Raw genomic sequence first — 26,030 nt, 5'->3', positions numbered from 1 at the left:
GATTTTCTCGTTTGGTATCATCGGCTGACGCTATAGCGACTTTTTGCTTCTGGTCTGCAACAATGAGGTCGACACCCCATAACAACACAACGCCGGGTGTCGGAAGCAAACGGACAGACCAGAAAAGGATATTCTATGACTTCATTCTCCCTGTTGGCCCCCGCCATCGCCCGCGACGTGCTCGATCACGCGCTGGCGCTGGGTGCCGACTTCGCCGAGCTGTTTGTGGAGCGCAAGCGCCGCAGCCAGCTCAGCCTGCTCTCCAGCCAGATAGAGAACATCAGCGGTGGTCTCGACTTCGGTATCGGCGTTCGCCTGTGCTACGGCCACAAGGTGCTCTACGGCTACACCAATCTGGCCGATCGCAACGAGCTCTTGCGCATCGTTACCCTGCTGGCGGCCAAGGACAGGCGTGACCCCGTGGTCACCGCCACTGCCTTTGACTTCACCCGCCTGACCGACCGCAACCCCATCGCCCTGCCGCTGTCGGCCGACAAGCTGCTGGAGCAGAAGATCGCCTACCTGCATGCCATGAACGCTGCGGCCCGCGCCGAGAGCGACAAGGTGAGCCAGTTCTCGGGCAACGTGCTCGGCTGGGAGCAGGAGGTGGAGATCTTCAACAGCGAAGGGGTCCAGGTGAGCGATCGCCGCCACTACAACCGCATCATGGCCCAGACCATCGCCCTGGACGGGGGCGAGCAGAGCGTAGGTTATGAAGCCCCCGGAGCCATGAAGGGATGGGAGCATGCCGAGAGCATCGATCCCCGCGAGCTGGCTCTCACCGCCACCCGCCAGGCACTGGTGAAGCTGGGGGCCGCCCCCTGCCCGAGCGGCAAGCTGCCGGTCATCATGGAGAGCGGCTTTGGCGGCGTCATCTTCCACGAGGCGTGCGGTCACCTGCTGGAGACCACCTCGGTAGCCAAAAAGGCATCCGTGTTCCACGACAAGATGGGCCAGCTCATCGCCAACCCCGCGGTCAGCGCGGTGGACGAGGGCTTGCAGGGCAACGCCTGGGGCTCCATCAACGTCGATGACGAGGGGATGGCGACCCAGCACACCCAGCTCATCAAGGACGGCGTGCTGACCGGCTTCCTGGTGGACAGAATGGGGGCCCTTCGCACCGGCTACGCCCGCACCGGTTCCGGGCGCCGGGAATCCTACAAGTTCGCCCCCGCCTCCCGCATGCGCAACACCTATATCGAACCGGGCAACTACAGCCTCGACGACATGCTGGCAACCGTGGAGCACGGCATCTATGCCAAGCGGATGGGGGGGGGCTCTGTGCAGCCCGGTACCGGCGAGTTCAATTTCAACGTGCAGGAGGCCTACCTCATCGAGGGGGGCAGGATCACCCGGCCCCTCAAGTCGGCCACCCTGATCGGCACCGGCCCGCAGGTATTGAAGGAGATCTCCATGGTGGGGCGCGATCTGGCCCTCTCCGCCGGCATGTGCGGCTCGGTCTCCGGATCCATTCCCGCCTCGGTCGGCCAACCGCCGCTCAAGGTTGACAGCATTCTGGTCGGAGGGAACGCCTGATGAACATCCATTACACTCTGTGCGGTTCCATCTCCCGCCTCATTCGCGTTTCAGTCGGCCCGTCGCCGCTCAAGGTTGACAATATCCTGGTCGGAGGGAACGCCTGATGAGCCAACTCGACATGAACCAACTGCTTGTCCGTCTGCTGGACCAGGTCGCCGATCTGGGTGCCGAGGCAGACGTCATCGCCAATCAGGAGAAGGCCTTCTCCCTCAAGGCCGACAAGGGCGAACTCAGTGAATACAAGGTCACCAGCAGCCAGCAGATCGGCATTCGGCTGATAAAAGAGGGCCGGGTCGGCATCGCCTATTCCGAGTCCCTCGACGCGTCGGCCCTGGACGCCATGGTGCAGGATGCGCTCGATGCGAGCCGCTTCGCCAAGGTGGACCCGGATCAGCGCATCACAGTGCAGCAGAGCCGGCTCATCACCGACTGCGCCGAGATACATCAGGCCGACACCACGGCTGTGGAAGAGAAGATCGCCCTGACCCTGCGCCTCGAGTCCGACATGCTGGCCCTGCCGGACGTGACCGGCGCCCCCTACAACGGCTTCTTCGAGGGGGAGAGCCGCCTCTGGCTTGCCAACAGCCAGGGCAGTGTCTGCGAACATCAGGAGTTCAGCGTCGGCTGCCACAGCTCCGCTCTCATCGAGCGAGAGGGCCGCCAGTCCATGCACTACCAGGGACAGTACGCACGGCGCTTCGACGAGTTGGAGAGCCAGCCTCTCATCCGCCAGATCCACGCCGTGGCCGATGGCCTGCTGATGGGTGAGGCGGTGCCGAGCGGTCGCTACAGCGTCATCTTCAGCACCCACTGCTTTGCCAGCCTGTTTGGCTGCTTCCAGTCCGCACTGTCTGGCAAGTGGGCCCAGCAGGGGATCAACCCCTGGCGCGACAAGCTGGGCCAAAGCGTGGCTTCTCGCTGGCTCACCCTGGAGAGTCGTGCCTATATGCCGGGGGGCATGAAGATCAAGGCGTTTGACGGCGAAGGGGCCGCCACTTCGGATCTCCTGCTCATCGGCGAGGGGGAGCTCAAGACCCTGCTGCACAACAGCGCCACCGCCCGCCACTTCGGCGTGACGAGCAACGGTGCAGCCGCCCGCAGTGCCCGCAGTGCCCTGGACGTGGCCCCTCGTCACCTGGTGTTCGGGCTCGGCCCCCACGGCGAGGCCGAGATACAAAGCGGTGAGTACCTGGAGCTGGTCAAGCTGGACGGCCTGCACTCCGGGGCCGATGCGGTGAGCGGCGACTTCTCGTTCGGCGCCTCCGGCTTCCTCTGCCGAAATGGCGAGCGTGTGGCGCCGGTACGCGGCATCACGGTGGCGGGCAACTTCTATCGTCTGCTCGGGGAGCTGGAAGCGGTCGGCAACCAGCTGCACCACGACGATGGCAAGGACTTCTATGCCCCGCTGATCCGCTTTGGCGGGCTCAGCATTGCCGGCAAATAAGAGGGGGAGCCTTACTCGGCTCCTCCCCCTTCAAGCGGCGCCATCAGGCGCCGCTTTTTTTATCCATGGCGCCCCCCGACAGCCACTTCTAACCTCAAAGAGCCACCGACCGCGTTGGCCGGGAACTCTGGAGAATACGACGATGGACAACACCCTGGTCTGGGCCGATATTCCGACACGGGATCTGGATCGCGCCATGGACTTCTACTCGGCCCTGCTCGATGTGCAGGTCACCCCCATCCAGGAAGAGACCATGCGCTTTGCCATGCTGCGCCACGACGGCAGCAACGCGGCGGCCTGTCTCGGCCCCATGGACAAATATCACCAGCCCGGCGGTGCCGGTCCCCTCATCTATCTCTCCCTCGGTGACAGGCTGCAGGAAGCGGAACTGCTGGTCCCACGGCTCGGCGGACGGGTGCTGGAGCCTCTGCACAGCATCGGCAGTGGTCATGGATCCCGGGTCATCATCGAGGATACCGAAGGCAACTGGCTGGCCCTCTATGCCCCACCAGCCAGCTGACGTCCGGATACGCACAAACAACAACGGCGACCTGATGGTCGCCGTTGTTGTTTAACTGTACTTGCCGGCCATTACGCCTCTGGATTGAGGCGGGTCGGGATGCCGGTACGCTGTTCCAGCACCTGCTTGACCACGTTGGAATCGCTGTCAGCGTGGGCGATGAAGCGGGTGGTAGCCGGGGTCATGGGCAGCGGCACGGAGGCGGTGGAGTTGAACTCTTCCTCGGTGCGCGACAGCGGCTCGTGCACTTCCATGTAGCGACCGCCATCCGGCTCGACCGTGGTCTTGACCGGCTGGTTGACGAACTGGACGCGGGTGCCGACCGGCACGTGATCGAACAAGTACTTGATGTCGTCGGCGCGCAGGCGCACGCAGCCGCTGCTCACCCGCAGACCGATGCCAAAGGTGGCGTTGGTGCCGTGGATGGCGTACAGGTTGCCGATGTAGAGCGCGTGCAGGCCCATGGGGTTGTCCGGGCCGGCCGGCCAGACCGCGGGCAGGGTCTTGCCCTGGGCGGCGTAGCGGCGACGGATATTCTCGGTCGGGGTCCAGGTCGGGTTGGCACGCTTGCGCTCAACCTTGGTGATCCAGTTCTCCGGGGTGTTGACCCCGAGCTGGCCGATGCCGATGGGCAGCACATGCACCACGTTCTTGCCCTTCGGGTAGTAGTAGAGACGCATCTCGGCCACGTTGATGACGATCCCTTCGCGGGGAGCGTTGGGCAGGATCAGCTGATGGGGAATGATCAGCGTGCTGCCCGCCTTGGGCAGGTAGGGGTCGACGCCTGGGTTGGCTTCCATGATGTTGGTCAGACCCAGCTGGAAGTCAGAGGCGATCTGCTCCAGCGGACGGTTGTCTGCAGGCACCACGTATTCCTGGTTCTCACCGATCAGGCGGCTGTTGGCTGCAGGCAGCTGGTATTCAACGGCGGCGGCCTGCTGGCTGACCAGCGCCAGCGTACATAAAAGAGCCGAAGCGGCAATGCGAAGGGGATTCATAAAATTCCTGTATGGTTTCCTGTTCCTGTGGGCCTTTGCCCTGCTCATCATCGGTCTCTTGTGGGCCCGTCACCGGGGACCAACAACCGAGCGCGCATTCTTTCCCGAGCAGGGCAAAATTTCAACTTGGAGATGGTCTTTTTCGCCGAAAAGATCCATTTCACAGCCAACTCAGGGGCATCTTTCACCCCTTGCACTCTAGCAACCCCAGTCTGAGCGTAAAATGAACATGGCGCAGGCATGCCAAGACCGTCCCAAATTGCATGACGAGGCGGTCACGAGTACAATCTCGCACCCCGTATATCCGGAGTATCGAGTCACCTCCTGCTCCGATGTACCCCCATCGGATGGGCGTGCGTCGAAGACGGTCGCGCCACCGATGAACCCACACGACGCCATCAGGTGGCGCCGTCCTGATTTGCAATCAGATAAAAGAGTCCAACATGTTCAGACCAGAATTGCTCTCCCCTGCCGGGACCCTCAAGAACATGCGCTACGCCTATGCCTATGGCGCAGACGCCGTCTATGCGGGCCAGCCGCGCTACAGCCTGCGGGTGCGCAACAACGAATTCGATCACGAGAATCTGCAGCTCGGCATCAACGAGGCCCATGCCCTCGGCAAGCAGTTCTATGTGGTGGCCAACATCCAGCCCCACAACTCCAAGCTCAAGACCTTCATCCGCGACATGCGCCCCGTGGTGGATATGAAGCCGGATGCACTCATCATGTCCGACCCCGGCCTCATCATGATGATGCGCGAAGCCTTCCCCGACATGCCTATCCACCTCTCGGTGCAGGCCAACGCGGTCAACTGGGCCACGGTGAAGTTCTGGCATCAGATGGGCCTGACCCGTGCCATCCTCTCCCGCGAGCTGTCTCTCGACGAGATCGAGGAGATCCGCATGCAGGTGCCGGAGATGGAACTGGAGGTCTTCGTCCACGGGGCGCTGTGCATGGCCTACTCCGGCCGCTGCCTGCTCTCCGGCTACATCAACAAGCGTGACCCCAACCAGGGTACCTGCACCAACTCCTGCCGCTGGGAGTACAAGGTGCACGAGGGCAAGGAAGATGACGTGGGCCAGATCGTCCACCGCCAGGAGCCCATCGCCGTGCAAAAGGTGGATCCGACCCTGGGCGCAGGCAAGCCGACCGATGCCCTGGTGCTGCTGGAGGAGTCCAACCGCCCGGGCGAGTTCATGACTGCGTTTGAAGACGAGCACGGTACCTACATCATGAACTCCAAGGATCTGCGCGCCGTCGAGCACGTCGAGCGCCTGACCAAAATGGGCGTTCATTCCCTGAAAATCGAAGGCCGTACCAAGTCCTTCTACTACTGCGCCCGTACCGCCCAGGTCTATCGCAAGGCCATCGACGATGCGGTGGCTGGCCGTCCGTTCGATCCGACCCTGATGGGCACCCTCGAGAACCTGGCCCACCGCGGCTACACCGAGGGTTTCCTGCGCCGTCACAACCACAGCGAATACCAGAACTACGACTACGGTTACTCCGTCTCCGACACCCAGCAGTTCGTCGGCGAGATCACCGGTCGCAACGGTGACATGGTCGAAGTCGAGGTGAAGAACAAGTTCCTGCTGGGCAACAGCCTGGAGCTGATGACCCCCCAAGGCAACCTCAGCTTCAACCTGGAGCAGATGCAGAACCGCAAGGGCGAGCTCATCGACACCGCACCGGGTAACGGCCATGTGGTCTACGTGCCGGTTCCCAAGGAGATCGACGTGAATTACGGCATCCTGCTGCGCAATCTCGGCGAGCGAGAGGATACCCGTCAACCTCACTCGGCGGCCTGAGATGGCACTGCTCATCACCGACAAGTGCATCAACTGTGACATGTGCGATCCGGAGTGTCCGAACCAGGCCATCACCCTGGGGAGTAAGATCTACGAGATAGACCCGGATCGCTGCACCGAATGCGTCGGCCACTATGAGAAGCCGACCTGCATCAGCGTCTGCCCCATCGATTGCATCATCTGGGATCCCGCCCATGTGGAGACCGAAGATCAGCTGATGGAAAAATTCGTGCGGATGCACAGGCAGTAAACCTGCATCAGCGTCTGCGCCCCATGGACGGCATCCTCCGAGATCCCGTCCATAGGGTGGAAACCGAAGATCAGCTGATGGAAAAGTTTGTTCGGATGCACAGGCAGTAAGCCTGTATCAGCGTCTGCGCCCCATGGACGGCATCCTCCGGGATCCCGTCCATAGGGTGGAAACCGAAGATCAGCTGATGGAGAAATTCGTGCGGATGCACAGGCAGTAAACCTGTATCAGCGTCTGCGCCCCATGGACGGCATCCTCCGGGATCCCGCCCATAGGGTGGAAACCGAAGATCAGCGGATGGAGAAGTTCGTGCGGATGCACAGGCAGTCAGCGTCTGACACTCGCGGAGTGCATTATCCAGAAATAGAAAAAGCCGGGCATGCCCGGCTTTTTCTATTGCGCTGCCCTTCCCTCAGGGTTTGACCAGTTTTTGCAGCGCCTCGAGTTCGCGCTGGGCTTCCAGCAACTCGGCCTGGGACTCCTCCAGCTTGGACTGCTTCTTGGCAATCTTGTCCGGCTTGCCCGATACCCGTGCGCTCTGCAACTCGGCCAGCCGCTCTTCCACTTCTTCCCTCTGCTTGACCACCTTGCGTTGCTGCTCCTCAAGGAGCCCGGCATCGGTACAATGGGCCTCCAGGTTGCGCAGTGCCCGCTCAAGGCCGGCTACCTGCTCCTGGTTGTTGTGCGCCCTGGCGAACGCAAGCTGATCCGTCACGGCCTGCTGTCTGGCCTTGCAGCCGATGTTTTCACTACCATAGGCTTGTCCGGCCAACAACAATAAGCCTATTCCGGCGATCTTCCACATAACAACCTCTTTGTTCTGTCATACTGGATGCCCGTCCATGAGACCTGACTCCCTGTGTGAGGTCAAGACACACGGGGCCGGGCTACGACAGAGTGTGCTCTGCATCATGCCGGGCCGCTTTCGCCGAGGCTACAATGGCCTTTTCAATCAGGAGAGCCACATGACCCAACACATTCTCATCATTGCCAACGGCGCCCCCTATGGCAGCGAGTCCCTGTTCAATGCCCTGCGCCTCGGCATTGCCCTCAAAGAGGAGGGGAAGGTAGACCTCAACCTCTTCCTGATGTCGGATGCCGTCACTGCTGCCCTCGCCGGGCAGGCTCCGGCCGAGGGCTACAACCTGCGCCAGATACTGGAGATACTGCTGGCTCAGGGCACCCGGATCCGGCTTTGCAAGAGCTGCACCGATGCGCGCGGCATCACCCCGCTACCCCTTGTCGAGGGCATAGAGATAGGCACCCTCCCCTTGCTTGCCCAATGGACTCTGGCCGCCGACAAGGTGCTGACCTTCTAGCCGTCAGGGCCCGGCCCGGACCAGCGCAGGGCGCGAGGTCCGGGTACTCAGACCATAGAGCATCAGGATCACCAGGCAGAGCAGCGCCATCAGGGCGTAAAGCCAGCTCCCGCCCCAGTGGGCCAGCACCCAGCCTCCCAGCAAGGCCCCCATGGCCACCCCGAGTCCGGAGATGGAGGCCGCCCCGAAATAGCTCCCCTTCAAATGACCAGGCGCCATCTGATCGATCAGCACATTGAGCAAGGGGAAGAGGATGCACTCCCCGACGCTCAAGAGGATCACCGCCACTATCCAGTGCCACCAGATGGCGGTATCCCCCAGCGCAAACTGCAACTGGGCGCCGAGAAAGAGCGCCACCCCGAGTTGCAGCTTGCGCCGCGTGGACCAGCGGGCAGTCAGGTGCAGCAGGGGGAACTGCAGCATCACTATGGTCAGCGCATTGGTCGTCACCAGCCAGCCGATGAGCCGCTCCACCTCCGGCGTCCCCGCGCGGGTCAGATACTGGATGAGGGGCGACTCGAACTGGGCGTAGACCAGCATCAGCAGCAGATTGGCCATGATCAGCAGCAGAAACCCCCTGTCCTGCCAGAGCACCCGCAGCACAGCACGCATGCCGGGCCCGGCCGCCTGGCTGGTGTGGCAACCTGCCAGCCTGAACCCGATGACAAAGACGATGCCAAGCAGCAGATAGCTGGCACTGAGCAACAGGAAGGTCTCCTGACGCGCGCTCAGGCCATAGGTGACGCCGAGCAGAGGACCGATGGCCGCCCCCAGGTTGAGCAGGAAATAACGCAGGTGCAGCGCCAGCTCACGGGCTTTGGGCTCGGCCAGATTGTCGGCCATCAGTGCCTTGCCCGGTGAGTCGATGAGCCCGTAGGAGAGTCCGCTGCCGATCACCCCGAGTGCCAGCCAGCCCACCTGGTGGGAGAGGCCGAGCAGGGCGACGCTCAGGGCGGACACCAGGCAGCCGAACAACAGGATGTTGCGCCGCCCCCATTTGTCCGAGAGCCAGCCGCCATAGAAGCTGACGAGAGTGGAAAGCGCCGCCGTGGCCCCCAGGATGGCGCCTATCAGGGTCGCCGAAAGTCCGTAGTCACGGTAGAGCAGGATGGAGAGAAAGGGCCAGACCATGAAGAAGGTGGTACGCACCATGAAAGTGCCCAGGATGACGATCCAGACCAGGGAAGGAAACTGCCTGAGGTAGGCCCATGACATGCTGCAATTCCTTTTGCCAACGAAGCGGGGTCGTCCCTTATATCAAGGGGCGCCAAAAGGAACAAGGAGACAATCTGCGCCATGCCGGGCGACAGGCACAAAAAAGCCGACCCAAGGGTCGGCTCTTTCACATACGGCAGCCTTATTCGGCAGCCGGCTCTTCGACGGCAACGGCAGCAGGAGCAGCAGCCGCTTCGGTCGGTGCGTTCGCTTCCTTGATGGAGAGACGCACACGGCCCTGACGGTCCACTTCCAGTACCTTCACCTTCACCACGTCGCCGATTTTCAGGAAGTCGGCCACGTTCTGCACGCGGGCATCGGTGATCTGGGAGATATGCACCAGACCGTCTTTACCCGGCAGGATGTTGACGAAGGCGCCGAAGTCAGCCAGGCGCACGACCTTGCCTTCGTAGATGCGGTTCACTTCGATCTCGGCGGTGATGGCCTCGATGCGACGGATCGCTTCCATGGCGGCTTCGTTGGCCACGGCGGAGATGCGAACGGTACCGTCATCATCCAGCTCGATGTTGGTGCCGGTCTCTTCGGTCAGTGCGCGGATCACGGAACCACCCTTGCCGATCACGTCCTTGATCTTCTCAGGATTGATCTTGATGGTGTGGATGCGCGGTGCGAAATCGGAGATCTGAGCACGGGGAGCCTGGATAGCTTCGTCCATCACCTTCAGGATGTGCAGACGAGCGCCACGAGCTTGCTTCAGGGCAATCTCCATGATCTCTTTGGTGATGCCTTCGATCTTGATGTCCATCTGCAGCGCGGTCACACCTTCGCTGGTACCGGCTACCTTGAAGTCCATGTCGCCCAGGTGATCTTCGTCACCCAGGATGTCGGACAGCACGACGAAACCTTCTTCTTCCTTCACCAGACCCATGGCGATACCGGCAACGGAGGCCTTGATCGGCACACCGGCATCCATCAGCGCCAGGGAGGAACCACAGACAGACGCCATGGAGGAGGAGCCGTTGGATTCGGTGATTTCAGAGACCACGCGCACCACGTACGGGAACTCGGCGGCGCTCGGCATCACGGCAGCAACGCCGCGCTTGGCCAGACGGCCGTGACCGATTTCACGACGCTTCGGGCTGCCCATCATGCCGGTCTCGCCGACGCAGTAGGGCGGGAAGTTGTAGTGCAGCATGAAGCGATCGGCGCGATTGCCGGTCAGCTCGTCGATGTTCTGGGCGTCACGCTCGGTACCCAGAGTGGCCACCACGATGGCCTGGGTTTCACCACGGGTGAACAGGGCAGAACCATGGGCACGGGGCAGGATGCCGGTACCGACGGAGAGGGCGCGGATCATTTCCGGATCGCGACCGTCGATACGCGGCTCACCACGTACGACGCGACCACGGACGATGCGGCTCTCCAGGCTGTGGAACTCTTCGCCGATCTTCTTGGCATCTTCTTCCACGCCGGATGCGATGACTTGCTCGACCACGCGGCCCTTGATGGCTGCGATGGTTTCGTAACGAACAGCCTTCTCGGTGATGCGGTAGGCTTCACCCAGTTCAGCGGTGGCCAGTTCGGCAACTTTGGCTTTCAGCGCTTCGTTGACGGCAGGCGGGGTCCAGTCCCAGGGCTTGGTACCGACGTCGGCAGCGAATTCGTTGATGGCGTTGATCACGGTCTGCATCTGCTCGTGACCGTAGACCACGGCGCCCAACATCACCTCTTCGGAGAGGATGGCCGCTTCGGATTCCACCATCAGCACCGCATTGGCAGTACCGGCAACCACCAGATCCAGATCGCTCTGGGGCAGTTCGGTGGTGGTCGGGTTCAGCACGTACTGGCCGTTCATGTAACCCACGCGGGCTGCACCGATCGGGCCGCCGAACGGGATGCCGGAGATGGCCAGGGCCGCGGAGGCACCGATCATGGCAACGATGTCGGGAGAAACGGCCGGGTTCACGGACATGACGGTGGCAACCACCTGAACCTCATTGAGGAAGCCTTCCGGGAACAGCGGACGGATGGGACGGTCGATCAGACGGGAGATGAGGGTCTCACCCTCGCTCGGACGGCCTTCACGACGGAAGAAACCACCCGGGATACGACCAGCAGCATAGGTACGCTCCTGATAGTTGACGGTCAGCGGGAAGAAATCACGGCCGTGATCGGCCTCTTTCTTGCCAACGACGGTCACGAAGACACAGGTATCGTCCATGCTGACCATGACGGCCGCAGTGGCTTGACGGGCCATCACACCGGTTTCCAGTGTGACGGTGTGTTGACCGTACTGGAATGACTTTACAATAGGATTCACGTGAATTTCCTTTTAACAATTTGGCGCTTTAAATTCGCGTGCAAGTATACTTGATTCGCATCAAAAGGTAAGCGCGGACGTCAATTCTGTGAGGCAGGCAACGGCCTGCATCCTGTTTGAAACGGGCAATAAAAAAGGTTCATCGCGGCTTTCCGGGGAAGGCCGCCTTGATTTTCAGAAAAAAGTATTCTGAGTCCCTAAATCCATATGCCATACGCTTTATCACTTTGATCTTGTTGTTCACCCCTTCCAGCACACTCGTGTGCATCGGGTAGTTTGCACTCGCCAGGATCCCCCGCATATATTTCGATAAATTTCGACCAAATCGTTGCAGCGGCGCTAGCCCGCTTTCCTTCACCTGCCGCATCCAGCTCCGCCATCGTCGCCATCCTTCCCACACGCTCGGCGCATACCAGATGCCCTTCAACGCCTCTTTCAGCACGTACACCATCGCCAGCGGTTGATTCGCCGCCAACAGCTCCTGCAACTTCACATCCTGTTTTTCACTCAGCTTCGCCCGATTACGTAGCAGCAACCAACGCGCACTTTTGACCACTTTTCGCGCCGGTTTATCGCTTTTCAGTGCATTCGCCTGCTCCACTCGCACCCGGTCCACCACCTCTCGGCCATAGCGAGCCACCACGTGGAACAGGTCGTAGACCACCTCCGCCTGCGGGCAGTGTTGCTTCACCTCCAGGTCGAACGCCGTGTTCATGTCCATCGCCACCGCCTCAATCTGCTGGCATCGCTCGCCGAGCTGCTCGAAGAAGGGACGGATAGCGGCCCGGCTGTTGCCGTGCCCCACCCACAGGACGCGGGTTCGCTCGGCATCCATGATCACGGTGGCATAGCGGTGTCCCTTGTGCAGGGCAAACTCATCCATCACCAGCCGCCGCACCTCCCCAAGTTCGATGGTGCCCACACTGGTCTGCAAACGGCGCTTGTCGATCTCCTTGATGGTGTGCCAACCGACCCCGGTGAGCTGGCTGACATGGCGGATGGGGAGGTACTGAACGAGCGCTTCAATCCAGCACTGCATGCGCCGGGTGAGGCGGGAGCCAGAGGGGAGCCAGTCGATATGTTCACTGACGCGACCACAGCGCAGACAGTCGACGCGGCGAACAGGCAGTTGTAACCAGACTTGTCGGTCAAATAGGTCTCGCTCACGCACCCGGCGGATACGTTGGTCGTGGATCAATGGCGTGGGTTGCAGGCATCGGCGACAACGGGGCAACAGGTCGGCGCGAGGCTCAAGGGTAAACAGGGTGTGATGGTTGGCAGAAAGCGCTTGGGCGATGACGGTATAACCTGGCCAGAAGGAGGCAATATCAATATGATGCACGGCGACAGCAGGGTGATGGTGGTGGTGTGTTTGGAGACAGCCAGTTTACCAGCACCCTGTCTGTCAACTTCCACTTCCCCAAGATCCCGCGAAGAACCATAAAAAAGGGGAACCTCGCGGTTCCCCTTTTTTGCGAAATCTGATGGTCGATTAACGACGCAGACCCAGCTTGGCGATCAGAGCAGCGTAACGCTGAACGTCTTTACGCTTCAGGTAGTCCAGCAGCTTACGACGCTGGGAAACCATGCGCAGCAGACCGCGACGACCGTGGTGATCCTTGGCGTGCTCCTTGAAGTGACCTTGCAGATGGTTGATCTGGGCAGTCAGCAGGGCAACTTGCACTTCGGGGGAACCGGTGTCGTTGGCGCCACGAGCGTTGTCGGCAACGATTTGAGCTTTGATCTCAGCATTTAGAGACATGGTATTACTCCAGTAGAGTGTTTAAAGGTTCACAGCCAATCTCTAATTCAGCCGTGAAATGAGGGCGGTATCATAATCGTCCCCGCCCCTTTTCGCAACGGGAAAGACGCGTGACAGACCGATACCGCCTGAGGATCACTCCTCGTCGTGGTAGCGAACCAGACGCTTGGGCGCCACGCGCCCCTCGTCATCGATCTCGCCAACCCCGATGAATTCGCGCTCCGGGCCAACCGTCATGCGGACCTGGCCGCTTTGGGGGCTACCTGCCACCTGCACGGCCTGACCCTGGTTCACATAGGCGGCCACGGCGACCAGCATGTTCACCTCGGGCAGAGAGGCCACGGCGGTGTCCATCGGCAGCAGCAGGGGATCCAGCTGCTCCCGTGGCGGAATGCTTTCGGCCTTGGCCTGCTCGAAGATACACTCGAGCTGCTCCAGGGTCAGCATCCGCTCGTAGGGGTAGCTCGCCACCTGGGTGCGACGCAGCTGGGTGACGTGAGCGCCACAGCCCAGCACTTCCCCCAGATCGTCCACCAGGGAGCGGATATAGGTACCCTTGCTGCAATGCACTTCCAGCTTCACCTCGTTCCCCTCGAAGCCGAGCAGTTTGAGTTCGAAGATGGTGATGGGACGGGCTTCCCGCTCGATCTCGATCCCTTCACGGGCATATTCGTAGAGCGGGCGGCCGTTGTGCTTGAGGGCGGAGTACATGGACGGCACCTGCATGATGGGGCCGCGGAACTGGTCCAGCGCCTCGATCAGGGTACCCACGGCCACGTTCACCGGACGGGTGGAGACCACCTCGCCGTCGGAGTCGCTGGTATTGGTGCGCTCGCCCAGCTTGGCGGTCACCTCATAGCGCTTGTCCGCTTCCAGCAGATACTGGGAGAACTTGGTGGCCTCCCCGAGGCAGATCGGCAACATGCCGGTGGCCAGGGGGTCCAGGGCGCCGGTATGACCAGCCTTGGCGGCGTTGTAGATCCGCTTGACCTTCTGCAACACATCGTTGGAAGTCAGGCCGGTCGGTTTGTCCAGCAGCAGGATGCCGTGTACGTCACGGCCTTTGAAACGACGTCTACGAGACATCTCAGGCGTTATCCTCAGTCGTGTCATCCGGTGCGGATTGCTCTTCGTCACGACCGGCTTCAGTCATGCGACGCTTGTCTTCACGCACAGTGTTGGTCACCAGGTTGGAGAGGCGCATCCCCTCGACCAGGGTCTGGTCGTAGTAGAAACGCAGCTCGGGCACCACCCGCAGACGCATGGCGCTGCCCAGCAGGCTGCGGATGTAACCGGCAGCCTCGGTCAGGCCCTTGAGCCCTTCCTTGATGCGCTCGGCGTCATTCTCCAGTTGCAAGAAGGTGACATAAACCTTGGCATAGTTGAGGTCCTTGGAGACCTCCACGTCGGAGACGGTCACCATGCCGATGCGCGGGTCTTTCACCTCGCGCTGCAGGATCAGCGCGATTTCACGCTGGATCTGCTGCCCGACCCGACGGGTCCGGCTGAATTCTCTGGCCATATTCTATCCTGCGATAAAAGGGGGCCGCGGCCCCCTATTTTGTCTAACGCTCGGCTTACAGAGTCCGCTGGATTTCAACGGTCTCGTACACCTCGATCTGGTCGCCTTCGCGCACGTCGTTGTAGTTCTTGACCGCGATACCACACTCGTAGCCGTTGCGAACTTCGTTGACGTCATCCTTGAAGCGGCGCAGGGATTCCAGCTCGCCTTCATAGATAACCACGTTGTCACGCAGAACGCGAATGCGGTTGGAACGCTTGACCACACCTTCGGTGACCATACAGCCGGCAACGGCGCCGAACTTCGGCGACTTGAAGACGCTACGCACTTCAGCCAGACCGATGATCTCCTGACGATACTCAGGAGCCAGCTTGCCGCTCATGGCCTGCTTCACTTCGTCGATCAGGTCATAGATGACGGAGTAGTAACGCAGATCCAGGCTCTCGGATTCGATGACCTTGCGCGCAGAAGCGTCGGCACGGACGTTGAAGCCCACCAGGATGGCGCTGGAAGCCGCGGCCAGGGTCGCGTCGGTTTCGGTGATGCCACCTACGCCGGAACCCACGATCTTCACCTTCACTTCGTCGGTGGAGAGTTTGACCAGGGCATCGCAGATCGCTTCCACAGAGCCTTGTACATCGGCCTTGATCACCACGTTCACTTCGGACACTTCGCCCTCGGTCATGTTGGCAAACATGTTTTCCAGCTTGGCCTTCTGCTGGCGGGCCAGCTTGACTTCGCGGAACTTGCCCTGACGGTAGAGCGCCACTTCACGGGCTTTCTTCTCGTCACGCACGACCGTGGCTTCGTCACCGGCAGAGGGAACACCGGACAGGCCGAGGATTTCCACCGGCAGGGACGGACCCGCTTCCTTGATCTCGCGACCCAGTTCGTCACGCATGGCGCGCACCCGGCCGTATTCGAGACCGCACAGAACGATGTCGCCCTGACGCAGAGTACCTTCCTGTACCAGCACGGTGGCAACCGGACCACGACCTTTATCCAGGAAGGATTCGATCACGACGCCGTTGGCCATGCCGTCAACCACCGCTTTCAGCTCCAGGACTTCGGCCTGGATCAGGATGGCTTCCAGCAGGTCGTCGATGCCTTCGCCAGACTTGGCGGAGACGTGCACGAACTGGCAATCGCCACCCCAGTCTTCGGACATGACGTTGTAACGGGCCAGCTCGGTCTTGACGCGATCCGGATCCGCTTCAGGCTTGTCGATCTTGTTCACCGCAACAACCAGCGGCACACCGGCCGCCTTGGCGTGCTGGATAGCTTCGATGGTTTGCGGCATCACGCCGTCGTCAGCTGCAACAACCAGAACAACGATGTCGGTCGCCTTGGCACCACGAGCACGCATGGAGGTAAACGCCGCGTGACCCGGGGTATCCAGGAAGGTGATCATCCCGCTGTCGGTCTGGACGTGGTACGCACCGATGTGCTGGGTAATGCCACCGGCTTCGCCCGCCGCGACCTTGGCTTTACGGATGTAGTCCAGCAGCGAGGTCTTGCCGTGGTCGACGTGACCCATGATGGTCACGACCGGCGCACGCGGCTTGGCTTCGGAGGTCTCGTCACGATCGCTAAGTACCGCCTCTTCCAGCTCGTTCTCACGGCGCAGCACTACCTTGTGACCCATCTCCTCGGCGACCAGCTGAGCGGTCTCCTGGTCGATCACCTGGTTGATGGTGGCCATGGCACCCATCTTCATCATCACCTTGATGACTTCAACGCCCTTGACGGCCATCTTGTTGGCGAGCTCCGCCACTGTGATGGTCTCGCCGATGACGACGTCACGGTTGACCACGGCAGCCGGCTTGTTGAAGCCGTGTTTCATGGCGTTCGGCATGGCCATCTTGCCACGCTTGCCTTTGCGGGCACGGGGATCGCGGGAGTTGCGGTCATTGCGGTCGTCTTCGCGACGGCCGACTTTCTTCGGCGCCTTGGCAGCGGCAGCCGTGCGACGGCTGGTCTCTTCCTTACGATCCAACTCATCTTCGGCCGCTTGCGCGTGCTTGTTGGTGGTCAGATGGTAATCGCTGCTCTCTTTGGCGCGAGCCGCTTCTTCTTCAGCCCAGCGGGCCGCATTCTGTTCCGCCATGATGCGAGCCTCTTCGGCTTTCTTCGCGGCGAGTTCTTCAGCTTTTTGCAAAGCTGTCTGTTCCTGTTGGCGCTTCAGTTCTTCTGCTTCGCGCTTGGCCATCTTTTCTGCCTCTTGCTGAGCTGTGCTACCGGCTGCTTTGGCGGGCTGTTGAGCCTGTCGAGCCTTCTGTTGTGCCTCGATCTGCGCCTTTTCCTCAGCTTCACGACGAGCCTGCTCAGCCTCACGGCGAGCCTTCTCTTCAGCGTCGAGGCGGGCCTTCTCTTCGGCCTCGCGACGAGCTTTTTCTTCTGCTTCCAAACGCGCTGTTTCCTCGGCTTCCGCCTGGCGCTGTTCATCTTCCAGCGCCGAGCGTCTTACATAGGTGCGAGACTTGCGCACTTCTACCTGCACTTCCTTGTTCTTGCCACCAGTCCCCTGAACACTCAGAGTGCTCTTGGTCTTGCGCTGCAAGGTCATGCGAGCAGGTGCGGTGACCTCGTCACCTCCATGCTGTTTCTTCAGATGTGCCAGCAGAGTCTGTTTCTCAGACTCGCTGACCATGTCGTCGGCCTTGCTCTTCACGATGCCGGCATCGACAAACTGCTGGAGAAGACGATCAACCGGCGTGTCGATGTCAGTGGCAAGTTGCTTAACTGATACTTCTGCCATTCATTTTCCTCCGTTTGACCTTATTCAGACTGCTCTTCTCCGAACCAACAGATATTGCGAGCAGCCATAATGAGCTCACCAGCCTTCTCGGCGGTCAACTCTTCGATGTCGGCAAGGTCATCGATACCTTGCTCTGCCAAATCTTCCAGGGTGCCGACACCGCGAGCGGCCAGGGCATAGGCCATTTCACGGCCGAGGCCGGAGAGATTGAGCAGTTCTTCGGAAGGCTCGACGCCTTCAAAGGATTCTTCTTTGGCCAGGGCCTTGGTGGTCAGGGCATCCTTGGCACGCTTGCGCAGCTCTTCGACCATGTCTTCATCCAGACCGTCGATGGCCAGCAGCTCGTTGACCGGGACGAAGGCAATCTCTTCCAGAGTGGAGAAGCCCTCTTCCATCAGCAGGCCGGCGAAATCGTCGTCGATATCGAGGGTGCTGGTGAACAGCGTCAGGATGCGGTCGTTCTCGGCCTGGTGCTTGGCACGCATGTCCTCGACGGTCATCACGTTCAGTTCCCAACCGGTCAGCTGGGAGGCCAGACGCACGTTCTGACCGTTGCGGCCGATGGCCTGGGCCAGGTTGGCGGCTTCCACGGCGATGTCCATGGTGTGGTTGTCTTCATCAACGATGATGGAAGCCACATCGGCTGGCGCCATGGCGTTGATCACGTATTGGGCCGGGTTGTCATCGTACAGCACGATGTCGGCACGCTCACCGCTCAGCTCGGCGGAGACGGCCTGAACGCGGGCACCACGCATGCCGATACAGGCACCGATCGGGTCGATACGACGATCGTTGGTCTTGACCGCGATCTTGGCGCGGGAACCCGGATCACGGGCGGCGCCCATGATTTCGATCATCTCTTCGCCGATTTCCGGCACTTCGATGCGGAACAGCTCTTTCAGGAAGTCCGGGCTGGAGCGGCTGACGAACAGCTGGGAACCACGGGCTTCCGGACGCACGGCGTAGAGCAGGCCACGGATACGGTCGCCGGGACGGAAGGTCTCACGGGGCAGCATGTCGTCACGGAAGATCACGGCTTCGGCATTGCTGCCCAGATCCAGGATCACGTTGTCGCGGTTGCTCTTCTTGACCACGCCGCTGATGATGGTGCCTTCCTTGTCCTTGAACTGGTCAACGACTTGGGAACGCTCTGCCTCGCGCACTTTCTGCACGATGACCTGCTTGGCGGTCTGGGTGGTGATACGGTCGAAGGTCACAGAGTCAATCTGGTCTTCAACATAGTCGCCGATCTGGATATCCGGCTGCTCGATCTGAGCGGCTTCGAGAGTGATTTCCCCGTACGGGTTCTCCATGGAAGCCTGATCGGCCACCACGACCCAACGACGATAGGTGTCATAGTCACCGGTCTTGCGATCGATCTCGACACGCACTTCAATCTCGCCTTCGTATTTTTTCTTGGTCGCAGTCGCCAGCGCAGTCTCCAGAGCCTGGAAAATCTTCTCGCGGGGGACAGCCTTCTCGTTGGACACAGCGTCAACGACCAGCAAAATCTCTTTATTCATATCCGATAGCCTCGTTAACCAAAGTTCGGCACTATGTTCGCTTTTTGGATATTGGTGAAAGCCAACACCTCGTCCTTACCATCTACCGTCAGAGTGATCATGTCCCCCTGCACGGCTTTGATTACGCCTTTGAATTTGCGGCGGTTGTTTGTTGCCATCCGAAGCGTTACCGCCGCCTCCTGGCCAACGTATTTTTCGAACTGGGCGACCTTGAACAGTGGACGATCCAGACCCGGGGAAGACACCTCAAGGTAGTACTCCTCGGTGATGGGATCTTCGACATCCATGATGGCGCCGACCTGGCGGCTCACCTCGGCACAGTCTTCCACCGTCACGCCTTGCTCCGAGTCGATGAAAACGCGCAAGGTCGAGTGCTTACCCGCACGGATAAACTCGATACCCCACAGTTCAAAACCCAAGGCAACGACCGGAGCCTCGAGCAGATCGGTCAAACGTTGTTCCAATGTAGCCAAAGTCACCCTCCGAAAAACGAAAAAAGGGCATATAGCCCAGATAGAAATAGATTCAGAGTAAATTGCACATAACAAAAAGCCCCGATGTCAAATCGGGGCTTGGCGCTTTACCCTGATTGTCGCCTCGCAGCGACCGCCTTCCTGAGCGTAGGAAATGCGTGAAATTTGGTTGCGGGGGCCGGATTTGAACCGACGACCTTCGGGTTATGAGCCCGACGAGCTACCATGCTGCTCCACCCCGCGTCCGAAATCGTGCGAGATTATAGCCACTTCACTCTCGTGAGACAATACTCAGTGGCTATAACATCCCGGTTACCCGGGTTCACTGCTTAATTGGTGCCGTGGGCGGGACTCGAACCCGCACACCCTAGAGCACTACCCCCTCAAGATAGCGTGTCTACCAATTCCACCACCACGGCAAAACTCTTATTCGGGAACGTCAGTATCTTTCTTCACTGGCGATTTGCTCTGCTCAACTTGTTGAGTCTGTTGCAGATTTTCCCATTCACTACCCTGCTTGACCTTGTTGCTGGACATGGAACCCAGAACCAGACTAATCAAGAAAAACAGAGTAGCCAAAATCGCTGTTGTGCGGGTCAGGAAGCTGCCCGAACCACCGGAGCCGAACACTGTGTTCGATGCCCCTGCGCCGAAGGAGGCGCCCATATCAGCCCCTTTACCTTGCTGAATCATCACCAGACCAATCAGAGCCAGCGATACCAGCAGATAAACGACCAAAAGAATCTCGTACATTTAACTTGCACCCTTTGCCGCTTCAACTATTCCTAAAAACGCCTCGCCATCAAGACTTGCCCTGCCTATCAGACCGCCATCAATATCGGGCTGCGCAAACAAATCTTGTGCATTGGCCGGTGTCACGCTCCCACCATAGATGATTCTGACTTTCTCACCTATTACCGGAGTATCCTCCGCCAAGCGACTGCGAATAAAGGAATGAACCTCTTGTGCCTGCTCGGGTGTGGCGCATTTACCTGTACCTACAGCCCAGATTGGCTCGTAGGCGATGATAGCATTATCGAAAGCCATCGCGCCATTTTTCTCTATGACGATGTCCAGTTCCTCGGCAATCACCTCAAAGGTTCTTCTTGCCTGCCTCGCCGCGCCTGACTCACCCAGACAAAGTATGGGTATCAGACCTGCTGCTCTGACTGCCGCAAACTTCTCTGCGACGATAAAACTGGTCTCACCAAAGAGACGCCTGCGCTCGGAGTGGCCAACAAGTACATATCGGCAACCTGCCTCGACCAGCATCTCACACGAGATTTCACCCGTATAAGCGCCCTGTCTGTGCTGACTCACGTTCTGAGCCCCCAGCTTCACTCTTCCCTGCTCACCGAGCAGTTCGGCCGTGAAACCGAGATGCACATGGGATGGACACAAGACCACATCTACGTCTTCATCAATGCGTTCTGTGCACTGACTCGTAAACTGCTCTAACTGCGACCTACTACCGTGTAACTTCCAGTTGGCTGCTACAAACGGCTTGCGATGTCCCATCGGCAACTCCCTTGCGAAAGCGGGGCTGATAATATCCAGAGGATGCTCAGCTGACAAGTGCTATTTTCAAATTTTCGAATCGTTTGAACAAGATACAACCAAGGCGACTAAAAAGCCGCCTTGGTTGTTCATTAAAACGCCGATTCGACCTGTTTGGCGATGCGCTCTGCCATATCGCGCACCTGCTGTTCGTGTTCACCTTCGACCATGACCCGGATCAGGGGCTCGGTGCCGGATTTGCGCAACAGCACCCGGCCACGGCCGGCCAGTTCCAGCTCCACTGCCGCCACTTCCTGCTGAACGGCACTGGAGGTCAGCGGATCCTTGCCTTCGGCGAAGCGCACATTGACCAGCACTTGCGGGAACTTACTCATGCCCGAACGCAATTTGGCCAGCGGCATCTCGGCACTGCGCATGGCCGTCAGCACCTGCAGGGCGGCGACGATACCATCCCCCGTGGTGGTCTGATCCAGGCAGATGATGTGACCGGAGTTTTCGCCCCCGATGCGCCAGCCCTTCTCGTTCATCATTTCAAGCACGTAGCGGTCACCTACCTTGGCACGGGCAAAGGGGATGCCCAGGGTCTGAAGCGCCAGCTCCAGCCCCATGTTGGCCATCAGGGTGCCCACCACACCGCCCTTGAGACGGCCATGGCGCAGGGCATCCCGGGCGATGATGTAGAGGATCTCATCTCCGTCGATGATGTAACCTGTGCTGTCCACCATCACCAGACGGTCGCCGTCACCGTCGAAGGCAACGCCGAGATCGGCTTTGCATTCCTGGACCTTGGCGGCCAGCGCCTCCGGTGCGGTGGAACCGACGCCGTCATTGATGTTGAGCCCATCCGGGCTGCAGCCGATGGCGATGACTTCGGCACCCAGTTCGCGGAAGACGGAAGGGGCGATGTGGTAGGTGGCACCATGACCGCAATCCACCACCATTTTCAGCCCTTCCAGGCTCAGATTGGAGGGGAAGGTGCTCTTGCAGAATTCGATGTAGCGACCAGCCGCATCATCGATGCGCTGCGCCTTGCCAAGCTCCGCGGACTCCACGCACTTGAGTTCGTTGTCGAGCTCGGCTTCGATGGCCAGCTCGACATCATCGGGCAGCTTGGTGCCGTCGGCGGAGAAGAACTTGATGCCGTTGTCGTAATAGGGGTTGTGGGATGCACTGATGACGATGCCGGCTTCGGCACGGAAGGTGCGAGTCAGGTAGGCAACCGCCGGGGTGGGCATGGGTCCCATCAGTATGGCTTTGAGACCGGCGGCGGAGAGCCCCGCCTCCAGTGCCGACTCCAGCATATAACCGGAGATACGGGTATCCTTGCCGATCAGCACCTTCTTGGTCCCTTTCTTGGAGAGCACCTTGCCGGCGGCCCAGCCCAGTTTCATGACGAAATCCGGGGTGATCGGGTATTCACCCACCTTGCCGCGCACGCCGTCGGTGCCGAAGTACTTTCTGGTCATTGTCTGTTTCTCGTTTTTCTATTTGGATATGAAATCTTGTCCCGTCATGGTCATCCAGCCTGTACGCAAGACATCCATGGTGGCCCGCACGTCGTGCACCCGGATGATCCTGGCGCCATGTTGCAACCCGATCAGGGCACAGGCCAGACTACCAGCCAACCGCTCGGCTACCGGGCGGTCAAGCAGGTTGCCTATCATAGACTTTCGTGACATGCCCACCAAGAGCGGAAGTTGGTAATCGAGCAGTGACGCCTGCTGTGCCAGCAGCTGATAGTTGTGCGCCAGCGTCTTGCCAAAGCCATAGCCTGGATCCAGTACCAGATGCTCACGCGGGATACCGGCCCCCAGACAAGCGGCAATCCGCTCGTCAAAGAAGGCTCTCACCTCCCCCAGCAAATCGTCATAGTGCGGCTCCACCTGCATGGTACGGGGCTGCCCCTGCATGTGCATGAGGCATACCGGTACGCCAGCCTCGGCCGCCGCGCCCAGCGCTCCCGGCTCTTGCAGGGCGCGGACATCATTGATGAGGTGACCACCTGCAGCACAACCCTCCCGCATGACAATCGCCTTGGAGGTATCGAGGGAGATCATCACATCCAGCTCGGCGACCATGCGCTCCACCACGGGGATGACCCTGTCCAGCTCCTCCTGCTCGCTCACGTCGGGGGCGCCCGGGCGGGTCGACTCGCCACCTATATCGATAAGGGTGGCCCCATCGGCCACCATGTCGCGGGCATGACCCAACGCCAGATCGATCTGCTTGAAGCGGCCACCATCTGAAAAGGAGTCCGGCGTCACATTGAGAATGCCCATGACATGGGGACGGTCGAGAGAAAGGGGACGTCCCTTGCTGATTAACTGCATTGCTTCAACTACCTCCAACAAGAGCGGCAAACTCTTCGTGCAAAGAAAAACCCCGGGCAAGCCCGGGGTTTGTATCATGGCAACTTATTTGGCCGGGACATCGTTCGCCTTGTCGATGTCACTCAGAGGTGCACTGCCCTCTTCAGCCGGCGCCTTGGCCTCCGGCCCGTTGTTCACGCTGGCACCACCTTGCGGGGTGTCACCATGCTCATCATGCCAGTTGCTGGGAGCACGGACCTCGCGACGCGCCATCAGATCATCGATCTGCTTGGCATCGATGGTCTCGTACTTCATCAATGCATCTTTCATGGTGTGCAGCACATCCATGTTGTCCAGCAGGATCTGCTTGGCACGATCGTAGTTGCGATCGATGACCTGCTTGACCTCTGCATCGATGATGCGGGCGGTATCGTCAGACATGTGCTTGGCCTTGGCCATGCTGCGGCCGAGGAAGACTTCACCATCCTCTTCTGCGTAAAGCATGGGGCCGAGACGCTCGGACATGCCCCACTGGGTGACCATCTTGCGAGCGATGTCGGTGGCACGTTCGATGTCGTTGGATGCACCGGTCGATACCTTCTCGGCACCGTAGATCAACTCTTCCGCCAGACGACCGCCATACAGGCTGGAGATCATGGACTCCAGATGCTGCTTGGAGTGGCTCCAGCGGTCCTGCTCCGGCAGGTACATGGTCACACCCAGCGCACGGCCGCGCGGAATGATGGAGACCTTGTAGACAGGATCATGATCCGGCACCACGCGACCAATGATGGCGTGACCCGCTTCGTGATAGGCCGTCATCTCCTTCTCGGACTCTTTCATCACCATGGAGCGACGTTCTGCCCCCATCATGATCTTGTCCTTCGCCTTTTCGAACTCCAGCATGGAGACCACTCGGCGGCTCTCGCGAGCAGAGAAGAGGGCAGCCTCGTTCACCAGGTTGGCCAGATCGGCACCGGAGAAACCAGGGGTACCACGGGCAATCAGCGCCGGATTGACATCATCCGCCAGCGGCACCTTGCGCATGTGTACCTTCAGGATCTGCTCACGACCGCGAACATCCGGCAAGCCGACCACGACCTGGCGGTCGAAACGACCCGGACGCAGCAGCGCAGGGTCCAGTACGTCGGGACGGTTGGTGGCGGCAATGACGATGATGCCTTCATTGCCTTCGAAACCATCCATTTCAACCAGCATCTGGTTCAGGGTCTGCTCACGTTCGTCGTGACCACCACCCAGACCGGCGCCACGCTGGCGACCGACCGCATCGATCTCATCAATGAAGATGATGCAGGGGGAGGATTTCTTGGCCTGTTCGAACATGTCACGCACCCGGGAGGCACCGACACCCACGAACATTTCCACGAAGTCCGAACCTGAAATGGTGAAGAAGGGCACCTTGGCCTCGCCTGCAATGGCTTTGGCCAGCAGGGTCTTACCGGTACCGGGAGGACCTACCAACAGGACGCCAGTCGGGATCTTGCCACCCAGCTTCTGGAATTTGGTCGGGTCACGCAGATAGTCGACCAGCTCCTTGACCTCTTCCTTTGCCTCGTCACAACCGGCTACGTCGGCGAAGGTAGTCTTGATCTGATCTTCGCTCATCAGGCGAGCCTTGCTCTTGCCGAACGACATGGCACCCTTGCCGCCGCCGCCCTGCATCTGACGCATGAAGAAGACCCAGACACCGATCAGCAACAGCATCGGGAACCAGGAGATGAAGATGGACGTGATCAGGGACGGTTCTTCCGGCTTCTCACCCATCACTTTGACGTTATGGTTGAGCATGTCGTTGAGCAGTTGGGGATCCGGCGCAGGAATGATGGTGGTGAAACGTTCACCGGTGCGCTTGACGCCATTGATGACCTTGCCATCCATCCGCACTTCACGGATCTGCTCCTGGGTCACTTCTTTCACGAAGCTGGAATAGTCCAGCTGGCGACTGGTGGTATCGCTGGGGCTGAAGCTATTGAACACCGACATCAGCACGACGGCGATGACCAGCCACAGGATTAGGTTTTTCGCCATGTCACTCAAATCAATGACCTCGCAGACTGACAGTTAACGATGAGGGTTAGGGTACTACAGTTTAAAACCGGTAGCCACAATGTAGACTTCTCGTGAACGGGCACGGGACGAGTCTGGTTTTCGAATCTTGACGACAGAGAAAAGTCTACGTATTTCATTGAGATAGGCATCAAACCCTTCCCCCTGGAACACCTTGACTACAAAACTGCCATTACTGCTTAGGACCTGATTGCACATGTCCAGCGCCAGTTCCACCAGGTACATGGCACGGGCTTGATCCACCTGCTGGGTACCGCTCATGTTGGGCGCCATGTCGGACATGACGACATCCACCTTGTCGGGGCCGACTCGCTCCAGCAAGGCGCCGAGTACAGTTTCCTCCCGAAAGTCCCCTTGCAGGAAATCGACACCGGCAATGGAATCCATCGGCAAAATATCACACGCAATGACGCGCCCCTTGTCACCGACCTGGTCGATGGCAAATTGGGACCAGCCACCGGGAGCAGCCCCCAGGTCCACTACCGTCATCCCCGGCTTGAGCAGCCGGTCTTTGCCCTGGATCTCGTCGATCTTGAAAACGGCGCGAGAGCGCAGTCCCAACTTCTGGGCTTTCTTGACGTATTGGTCGTCGAAATGTTCTTTTAACCAGCGGGTTGAACTGGGGGAACGTTTTTTCTGGGTCATGATTGTCGACTTTAAAAAACCACAAGGGTTATTAGTATTAAGGGCTAAGTGGGGGTAG

Annotated in this window: 23 protein-coding genes, 2 tRNA genes and 3 pseudogenes; 9 read left to right on the top strand and 19 right to left on the bottom strand. The window is 59.8% G+C overall.

Annotated elements, in window-relative coordinates; genetic code table 11:
• The first annotated feature begins 135 nt into the window (after positions 1-135).
• The 3 genes from I6L32_RS11995 to I6L32_RS11985 all read left to right on the top strand — a co-directional run bounded on the left by I6L32_RS11995 (position 136) and on the right by I6L32_RS11985 (position 3,503).
• Positions 136-1,536, top strand: a complete 1,401-nt coding sequence (locus tag I6L32_RS11995) for a TldD/PmbA family protein (protein ID WP_128342967.1) — start codon at positions 136-138, stop codon at positions 1,534-1,536.
• 106 nt (positions 1,537-1,642) lie between these two features.
• Positions 1,643-2,983, top strand: coding sequence for a TldD/PmbA family protein (locus tag I6L32_RS11990; protein WP_128313605.1), 1,341 nt, complete (start codon positions 1,643-1,645; stop codon positions 2,981-2,983).
• Between the two features lie 142 nt (positions 2,984-3,125).
• Complete coding sequence (locus I6L32_RS11985; RefSeq protein WP_010673739.1) at positions 3,126-3,503, top strand: VOC family protein; 378 nt, start codon at positions 3,126-3,128, stop codon at positions 3,501-3,503.
• A 71-nt stretch (positions 3,504-3,574) separates the two neighbouring features.
• Here I6L32_RS11985 and I6L32_RS11980 read toward each other — a convergent pair whose 3' ends face one another.
• On the bottom strand, positions 3,575-4,501 hold the full coding sequence (locus I6L32_RS11980; protein WP_041212511.1) for a L,D-transpeptidase family protein: 927 nt from the start codon (positions 4,499-4,501) through the stop codon (positions 3,575-3,577).
• A 443-nt stretch (positions 4,502-4,944) separates the two neighbouring features.
• On the opposite strand from I6L32_RS11980, the gene yegQ reads away from it, so the two are divergent.
• The 5 genes and pseudogenes from yegQ to I6L32_RS23665 all read left to right on the top strand — a co-directional run.
• Positions 4,945-6,309 (top strand): tRNA 5-hydroxyuridine modification protein YegQ, encoded by a 1,365-nt coding sequence (gene yegQ, locus I6L32_RS11975; RefSeq protein ID WP_010675357.1) that lies wholly within the window; start codon positions 4,945-4,947, stop codon positions 6,307-6,309.
• A gap of 1 nt (position 6,310) precedes the next feature.
• On the top strand, positions 6,311-6,559 hold the full coding sequence (locus tag I6L32_RS11970) for a YfhL family 4Fe-4S dicluster ferredoxin (RefSeq protein ID WP_010675358.1): 249 nt from the start codon (positions 6,311-6,313) through the stop codon (positions 6,557-6,559).
• A gap of 14 nt (positions 6,560-6,573) precedes the next feature.
• Positions 6,574-6,669 (top strand): annotated as a pseudogene (locus I6L32_RS23675) (ferredoxin); the annotation flags it as partial.
• 14 nt (positions 6,670-6,683) lie between these two features.
• Positions 6,684-6,779 (top strand): annotated as a pseudogene (locus tag I6L32_RS23670) (ferredoxin); the annotation flags it as partial.
• Positions 6,780-6,793: 14 nt separating this feature from the next.
• Positions 6,794-6,886, top strand: a pseudogene (locus I6L32_RS23665) (ferredoxin); the annotation flags it as partial.
• Between the two features lie 85 nt (positions 6,887-6,971).
• Here the strand turns inward: I6L32_RS23665 and I6L32_RS11965 are convergent.
• Positions 6,972-7,364: a DUF1090 domain-containing protein gene (locus tag I6L32_RS11965; RefSeq protein WP_039041125.1), complete on the bottom strand. Its 393-nt coding sequence runs from the start codon at positions 7,362-7,364 to the stop codon at positions 6,972-6,974.
• Positions 7,365-7,524: 160 nt separating this feature from the next.
• Between I6L32_RS11965 and I6L32_RS11960 the strand changes: the two genes are divergently transcribed.
• Complete coding sequence (locus I6L32_RS11960) at positions 7,525-7,878, top strand: DsrE/DsrF/TusD sulfur relay family protein (RefSeq protein ID WP_216943926.1); 354 nt, start codon at positions 7,525-7,527, stop codon at positions 7,876-7,878.
• Positions 7,879-7,881: 3 nt separating this feature from the next.
• Here the strand turns inward: I6L32_RS11960 and I6L32_RS11955 are convergent, their stop codons facing one another.
• The 17 genes from I6L32_RS11955 to rlmE all read right to left on the bottom strand — a co-directional run bounded on the left by I6L32_RS11955 (position 7,882) and on the right by rlmE (position 25,972).
• Positions 7,882-9,093 carry an MFS transporter gene (locus I6L32_RS11955; RefSeq protein WP_102983962.1) on the bottom strand — a complete coding sequence of 404 codons (1,212 nt, stop codon included), beginning with the start codon at positions 9,091-9,093 and terminating at the stop codon, positions 7,882-7,884.
• A 142-nt stretch (positions 9,094-9,235) separates the two neighbouring features.
• Positions 9,236-11,374, bottom strand: a complete 2,139-nt coding sequence (gene pnp / locus I6L32_RS11950; protein ID WP_029314766.1) for a polyribonucleotide nucleotidyltransferase — start codon at positions 11,372-11,374, stop codon at positions 9,236-9,238.
• A 139-nt stretch (positions 11,375-11,513) separates the two neighbouring features.
• Positions 11,514-12,716 (bottom strand): ISL3-like element ISAeme19 family transposase, encoded by a 1,203-nt coding sequence (locus I6L32_RS11945; RefSeq protein WP_084865641.1) that lies wholly within the window; start codon positions 12,714-12,716, stop codon positions 11,514-11,516.
• A 150-nt stretch (positions 12,717-12,866) separates the two neighbouring features.
• Positions 12,867-13,136: a 30S ribosomal protein S15 gene (gene rpsO, locus I6L32_RS11940; protein WP_010675364.1), complete on the bottom strand. Its 270-nt coding sequence runs from the start codon at positions 13,134-13,136 to the stop codon at positions 12,867-12,869.
• Between the two features lie 135 nt (positions 13,137-13,271).
• A complete protein-coding gene (gene truB, locus I6L32_RS11935; RefSeq protein WP_041215670.1) occupies positions 13,272-14,222 on the bottom strand; it encodes a tRNA pseudouridine(55) synthase TruB in 951 nt (316 codons plus the stop codon).
• A gap of 1 nt (position 14,223) precedes the next feature.
• A complete protein-coding gene (gene rbfA, locus I6L32_RS11930) occupies positions 14,224-14,658 on the bottom strand; it encodes a 30S ribosome-binding factor RbfA (protein ID WP_010675366.1) in 435 nt (144 codons plus the stop codon).
• Positions 14,659-14,713: 55 nt separating this feature from the next.
• The gene (gene infB / locus I6L32_RS11925) at positions 14,714-17,416 is read right to left on the bottom strand and encodes a translation initiation factor IF-2 (protein ID WP_216943925.1); all 2,703 of its coding nucleotides are present in this window, start codon (positions 17,414-17,416) and stop codon (positions 14,714-14,716) included.
• Between the two features lie 20 nt (positions 17,417-17,436).
• Entirely contained in the window at positions 17,437-18,939 is a 1,503-nt protein-coding gene (gene nusA, locus I6L32_RS11920) for a transcription termination factor NusA (protein WP_039040286.1), read from the bottom strand.
• A 14-nt stretch (positions 18,940-18,953) separates the two neighbouring features.
• Positions 18,954-19,412 carry a ribosome maturation factor RimP gene (gene rimP, locus I6L32_RS11915; RefSeq protein WP_010675370.1) on the bottom strand — a complete coding sequence of 153 codons (459 nt, stop codon included), beginning with the start codon at positions 19,410-19,412 and terminating at the stop codon, positions 18,954-18,956.
• A gap of 166 nt (positions 19,413-19,578) precedes the next feature.
• A tRNA-Met gene (locus I6L32_RS11910) sits at positions 19,579-19,655 on the bottom strand.
• 91 nt (positions 19,656-19,746) lie between these two features.
• Positions 19,747-19,831 (bottom strand) — tRNA-Leu (locus I6L32_RS11905).
• Positions 19,832-19,838: 7 nt separating this feature from the next.
• Positions 19,839-20,165 (bottom strand): preprotein translocase subunit SecG, encoded by a 327-nt coding sequence (secG, locus tag I6L32_RS11900; RefSeq protein ID WP_042878330.1) that lies wholly within the window; start codon positions 20,163-20,165, stop codon positions 19,839-19,841.
• A complete protein-coding gene (tpiA, locus tag I6L32_RS11895; RefSeq protein WP_104452435.1) occupies positions 20,166-20,930 on the bottom strand; it encodes a triose-phosphate isomerase in 765 nt (254 codons plus the stop codon).
• A 131-nt stretch (positions 20,931-21,061) separates the two neighbouring features.
• A complete protein-coding gene (glmM, locus tag I6L32_RS11890) occupies positions 21,062-22,396 on the bottom strand; it encodes a phosphoglucosamine mutase (protein ID WP_042014473.1) in 1,335 nt (444 codons plus the stop codon).
• 18 nt (positions 22,397-22,414) lie between these two features.
• Complete coding sequence (gene folP / locus I6L32_RS11885) at positions 22,415-23,260, bottom strand: dihydropteroate synthase (protein WP_029314768.1); 846 nt, start codon at positions 23,258-23,260, stop codon at positions 22,415-22,417.
• 84 nt (positions 23,261-23,344) lie between these two features.
• On the bottom strand, positions 23,345-25,297 hold the full coding sequence (gene ftsH, locus I6L32_RS11880; RefSeq protein WP_041212504.1) for an ATP-dependent zinc metalloprotease FtsH: 1,953 nt from the start codon (positions 25,295-25,297) through the stop codon (positions 23,345-23,347).
• Between the two features lie 45 nt (positions 25,298-25,342).
• Complete coding sequence (gene rlmE / locus I6L32_RS11875; RefSeq protein WP_010675375.1) at positions 25,343-25,972, bottom strand: 23S rRNA (uridine(2552)-2'-O)-methyltransferase RlmE; 630 nt, start codon at positions 25,970-25,972, stop codon at positions 25,343-25,345.
• Between the last annotated feature and the right edge of the window lie 58 nt (positions 25,973-26,030).

This window comes from Aeromonas sp. FDAARGOS 1402, from assembly GCF_019046925.1.
Taxonomy (GTDB): domain Bacteria; phylum Pseudomonadota; class Gammaproteobacteria; order Enterobacterales; family Aeromonadaceae; genus Aeromonas; species Aeromonas caviae.
The sequence above is the reverse complement of the archived record's forward strand: the minus strand, read 5'-3'. Positions and strand labels throughout refer to the sequence as shown.

Bases quoted from the DNA above. Each gene is read 5' to 3' on its own strand.
- rlmE (WP_010675375.1), bottom strand. From the start codon at position 25,972: ATGACCCAGAAAAAACGTTCCCCCAGTTCAACCCGCTGGTTAAAAGAA.
- rpsO (WP_010675364.1), bottom strand. From the start codon at position 13,136: ATGTCTCTAAATGCTGAGATCAAAGCTCAAATCGTTGCCGACAACGCT.
- I6L32_RS11955 (WP_102983962.1), bottom strand. From the start codon at position 9,093: ATGTCATGGGCCTACCTCAGGCAGTTTCCTTCCCTGGTCTGGATCGTC.
- glmM (WP_042014473.1), bottom strand. From the start codon at position 22,396: ATGACCAGAAAGTACTTCGGCACCGACGGCGTGCGCGGCAAGGTGGGT.
- I6L32_RS11960 (WP_216943926.1), top strand. From the start codon at position 7,525: ATGACCCAACACATTCTCATCATTGCCAACGGCGCCCCCTATGGCAGC.
- I6L32_RS11985 (WP_010673739.1), top strand. From the start codon at position 3,126: ATGGACAACACCCTGGTCTGGGCCGATATTCCGACACGGGATCTGGAT.
- I6L32_RS11970 (WP_010675358.1), top strand. From the start codon at position 6,311: ATGGCACTGCTCATCACCGACAAGTGCATCAACTGTGACATGTGCGAT.
- rbfA (WP_010675366.1), bottom strand. From the start codon at position 14,658: ATGGCCAGAGAATTCAGCCGGACCCGTCGGGTCGGGCAGCAGATCCAG.
- secG (WP_042878330.1), bottom strand. From the start codon at position 20,165: ATGTACGAGATTCTTTTGGTCGTTTATCTGCTGGTATCGCTGGCTCTG.
- infB (WP_216943925.1), bottom strand. From the start codon at position 17,416: ATGGCAGAAGTATCAGTTAAGCAACTTGCCACTGACATCGACACGCCG.
- I6L32_RS11965 (WP_039041125.1), bottom strand. From the start codon at position 7,364: ATGTGGAAGATCGCCGGAATAGGCTTATTGTTGTTGGCCGGACAAGCC.
- folP (WP_029314768.1), bottom strand. From the start codon at position 23,260: ATGCAGTTAATCAGCAAGGGACGTCCCCTTTCTCTCGACCGTCCCCAT.
- nusA (WP_039040286.1), bottom strand. From the start codon at position 18,939: ATGAATAAAGAGATTTTGCTGGTCGTTGACGCTGTGTCCAACGAGAAG.
- I6L32_RS11980 (WP_041212511.1), bottom strand. From the start codon at position 4,501: ATGAATCCCCTTCGCATTGCCGCTTCGGCTCTTTTATGTACGCTGGCG.
- yegQ (WP_010675357.1), top strand. From the start codon at position 4,945: ATGTTCAGACCAGAATTGCTCTCCCCTGCCGGGACCCTCAAGAACATG.
- tpiA (WP_104452435.1), bottom strand. From the start codon at position 20,930: ATGGGACATCGCAAGCCGTTTGTAGCAGCCAACTGGAAGTTACACGGT.
- truB (WP_041215670.1), bottom strand. From the start codon at position 14,222: ATGTCTCGTAGACGTCGTTTCAAAGGCCGTGACGTACACGGCATCCTG.
- I6L32_RS11990 (WP_128313605.1), top strand. From the start codon at position 1,643: ATGAGCCAACTCGACATGAACCAACTGCTTGTCCGTCTGCTGGACCAG.
- I6L32_RS11995 (WP_128342967.1), top strand. From the start codon at position 136: ATGACTTCATTCTCCCTGTTGGCCCCCGCCATCGCCCGCGACGTGCTC.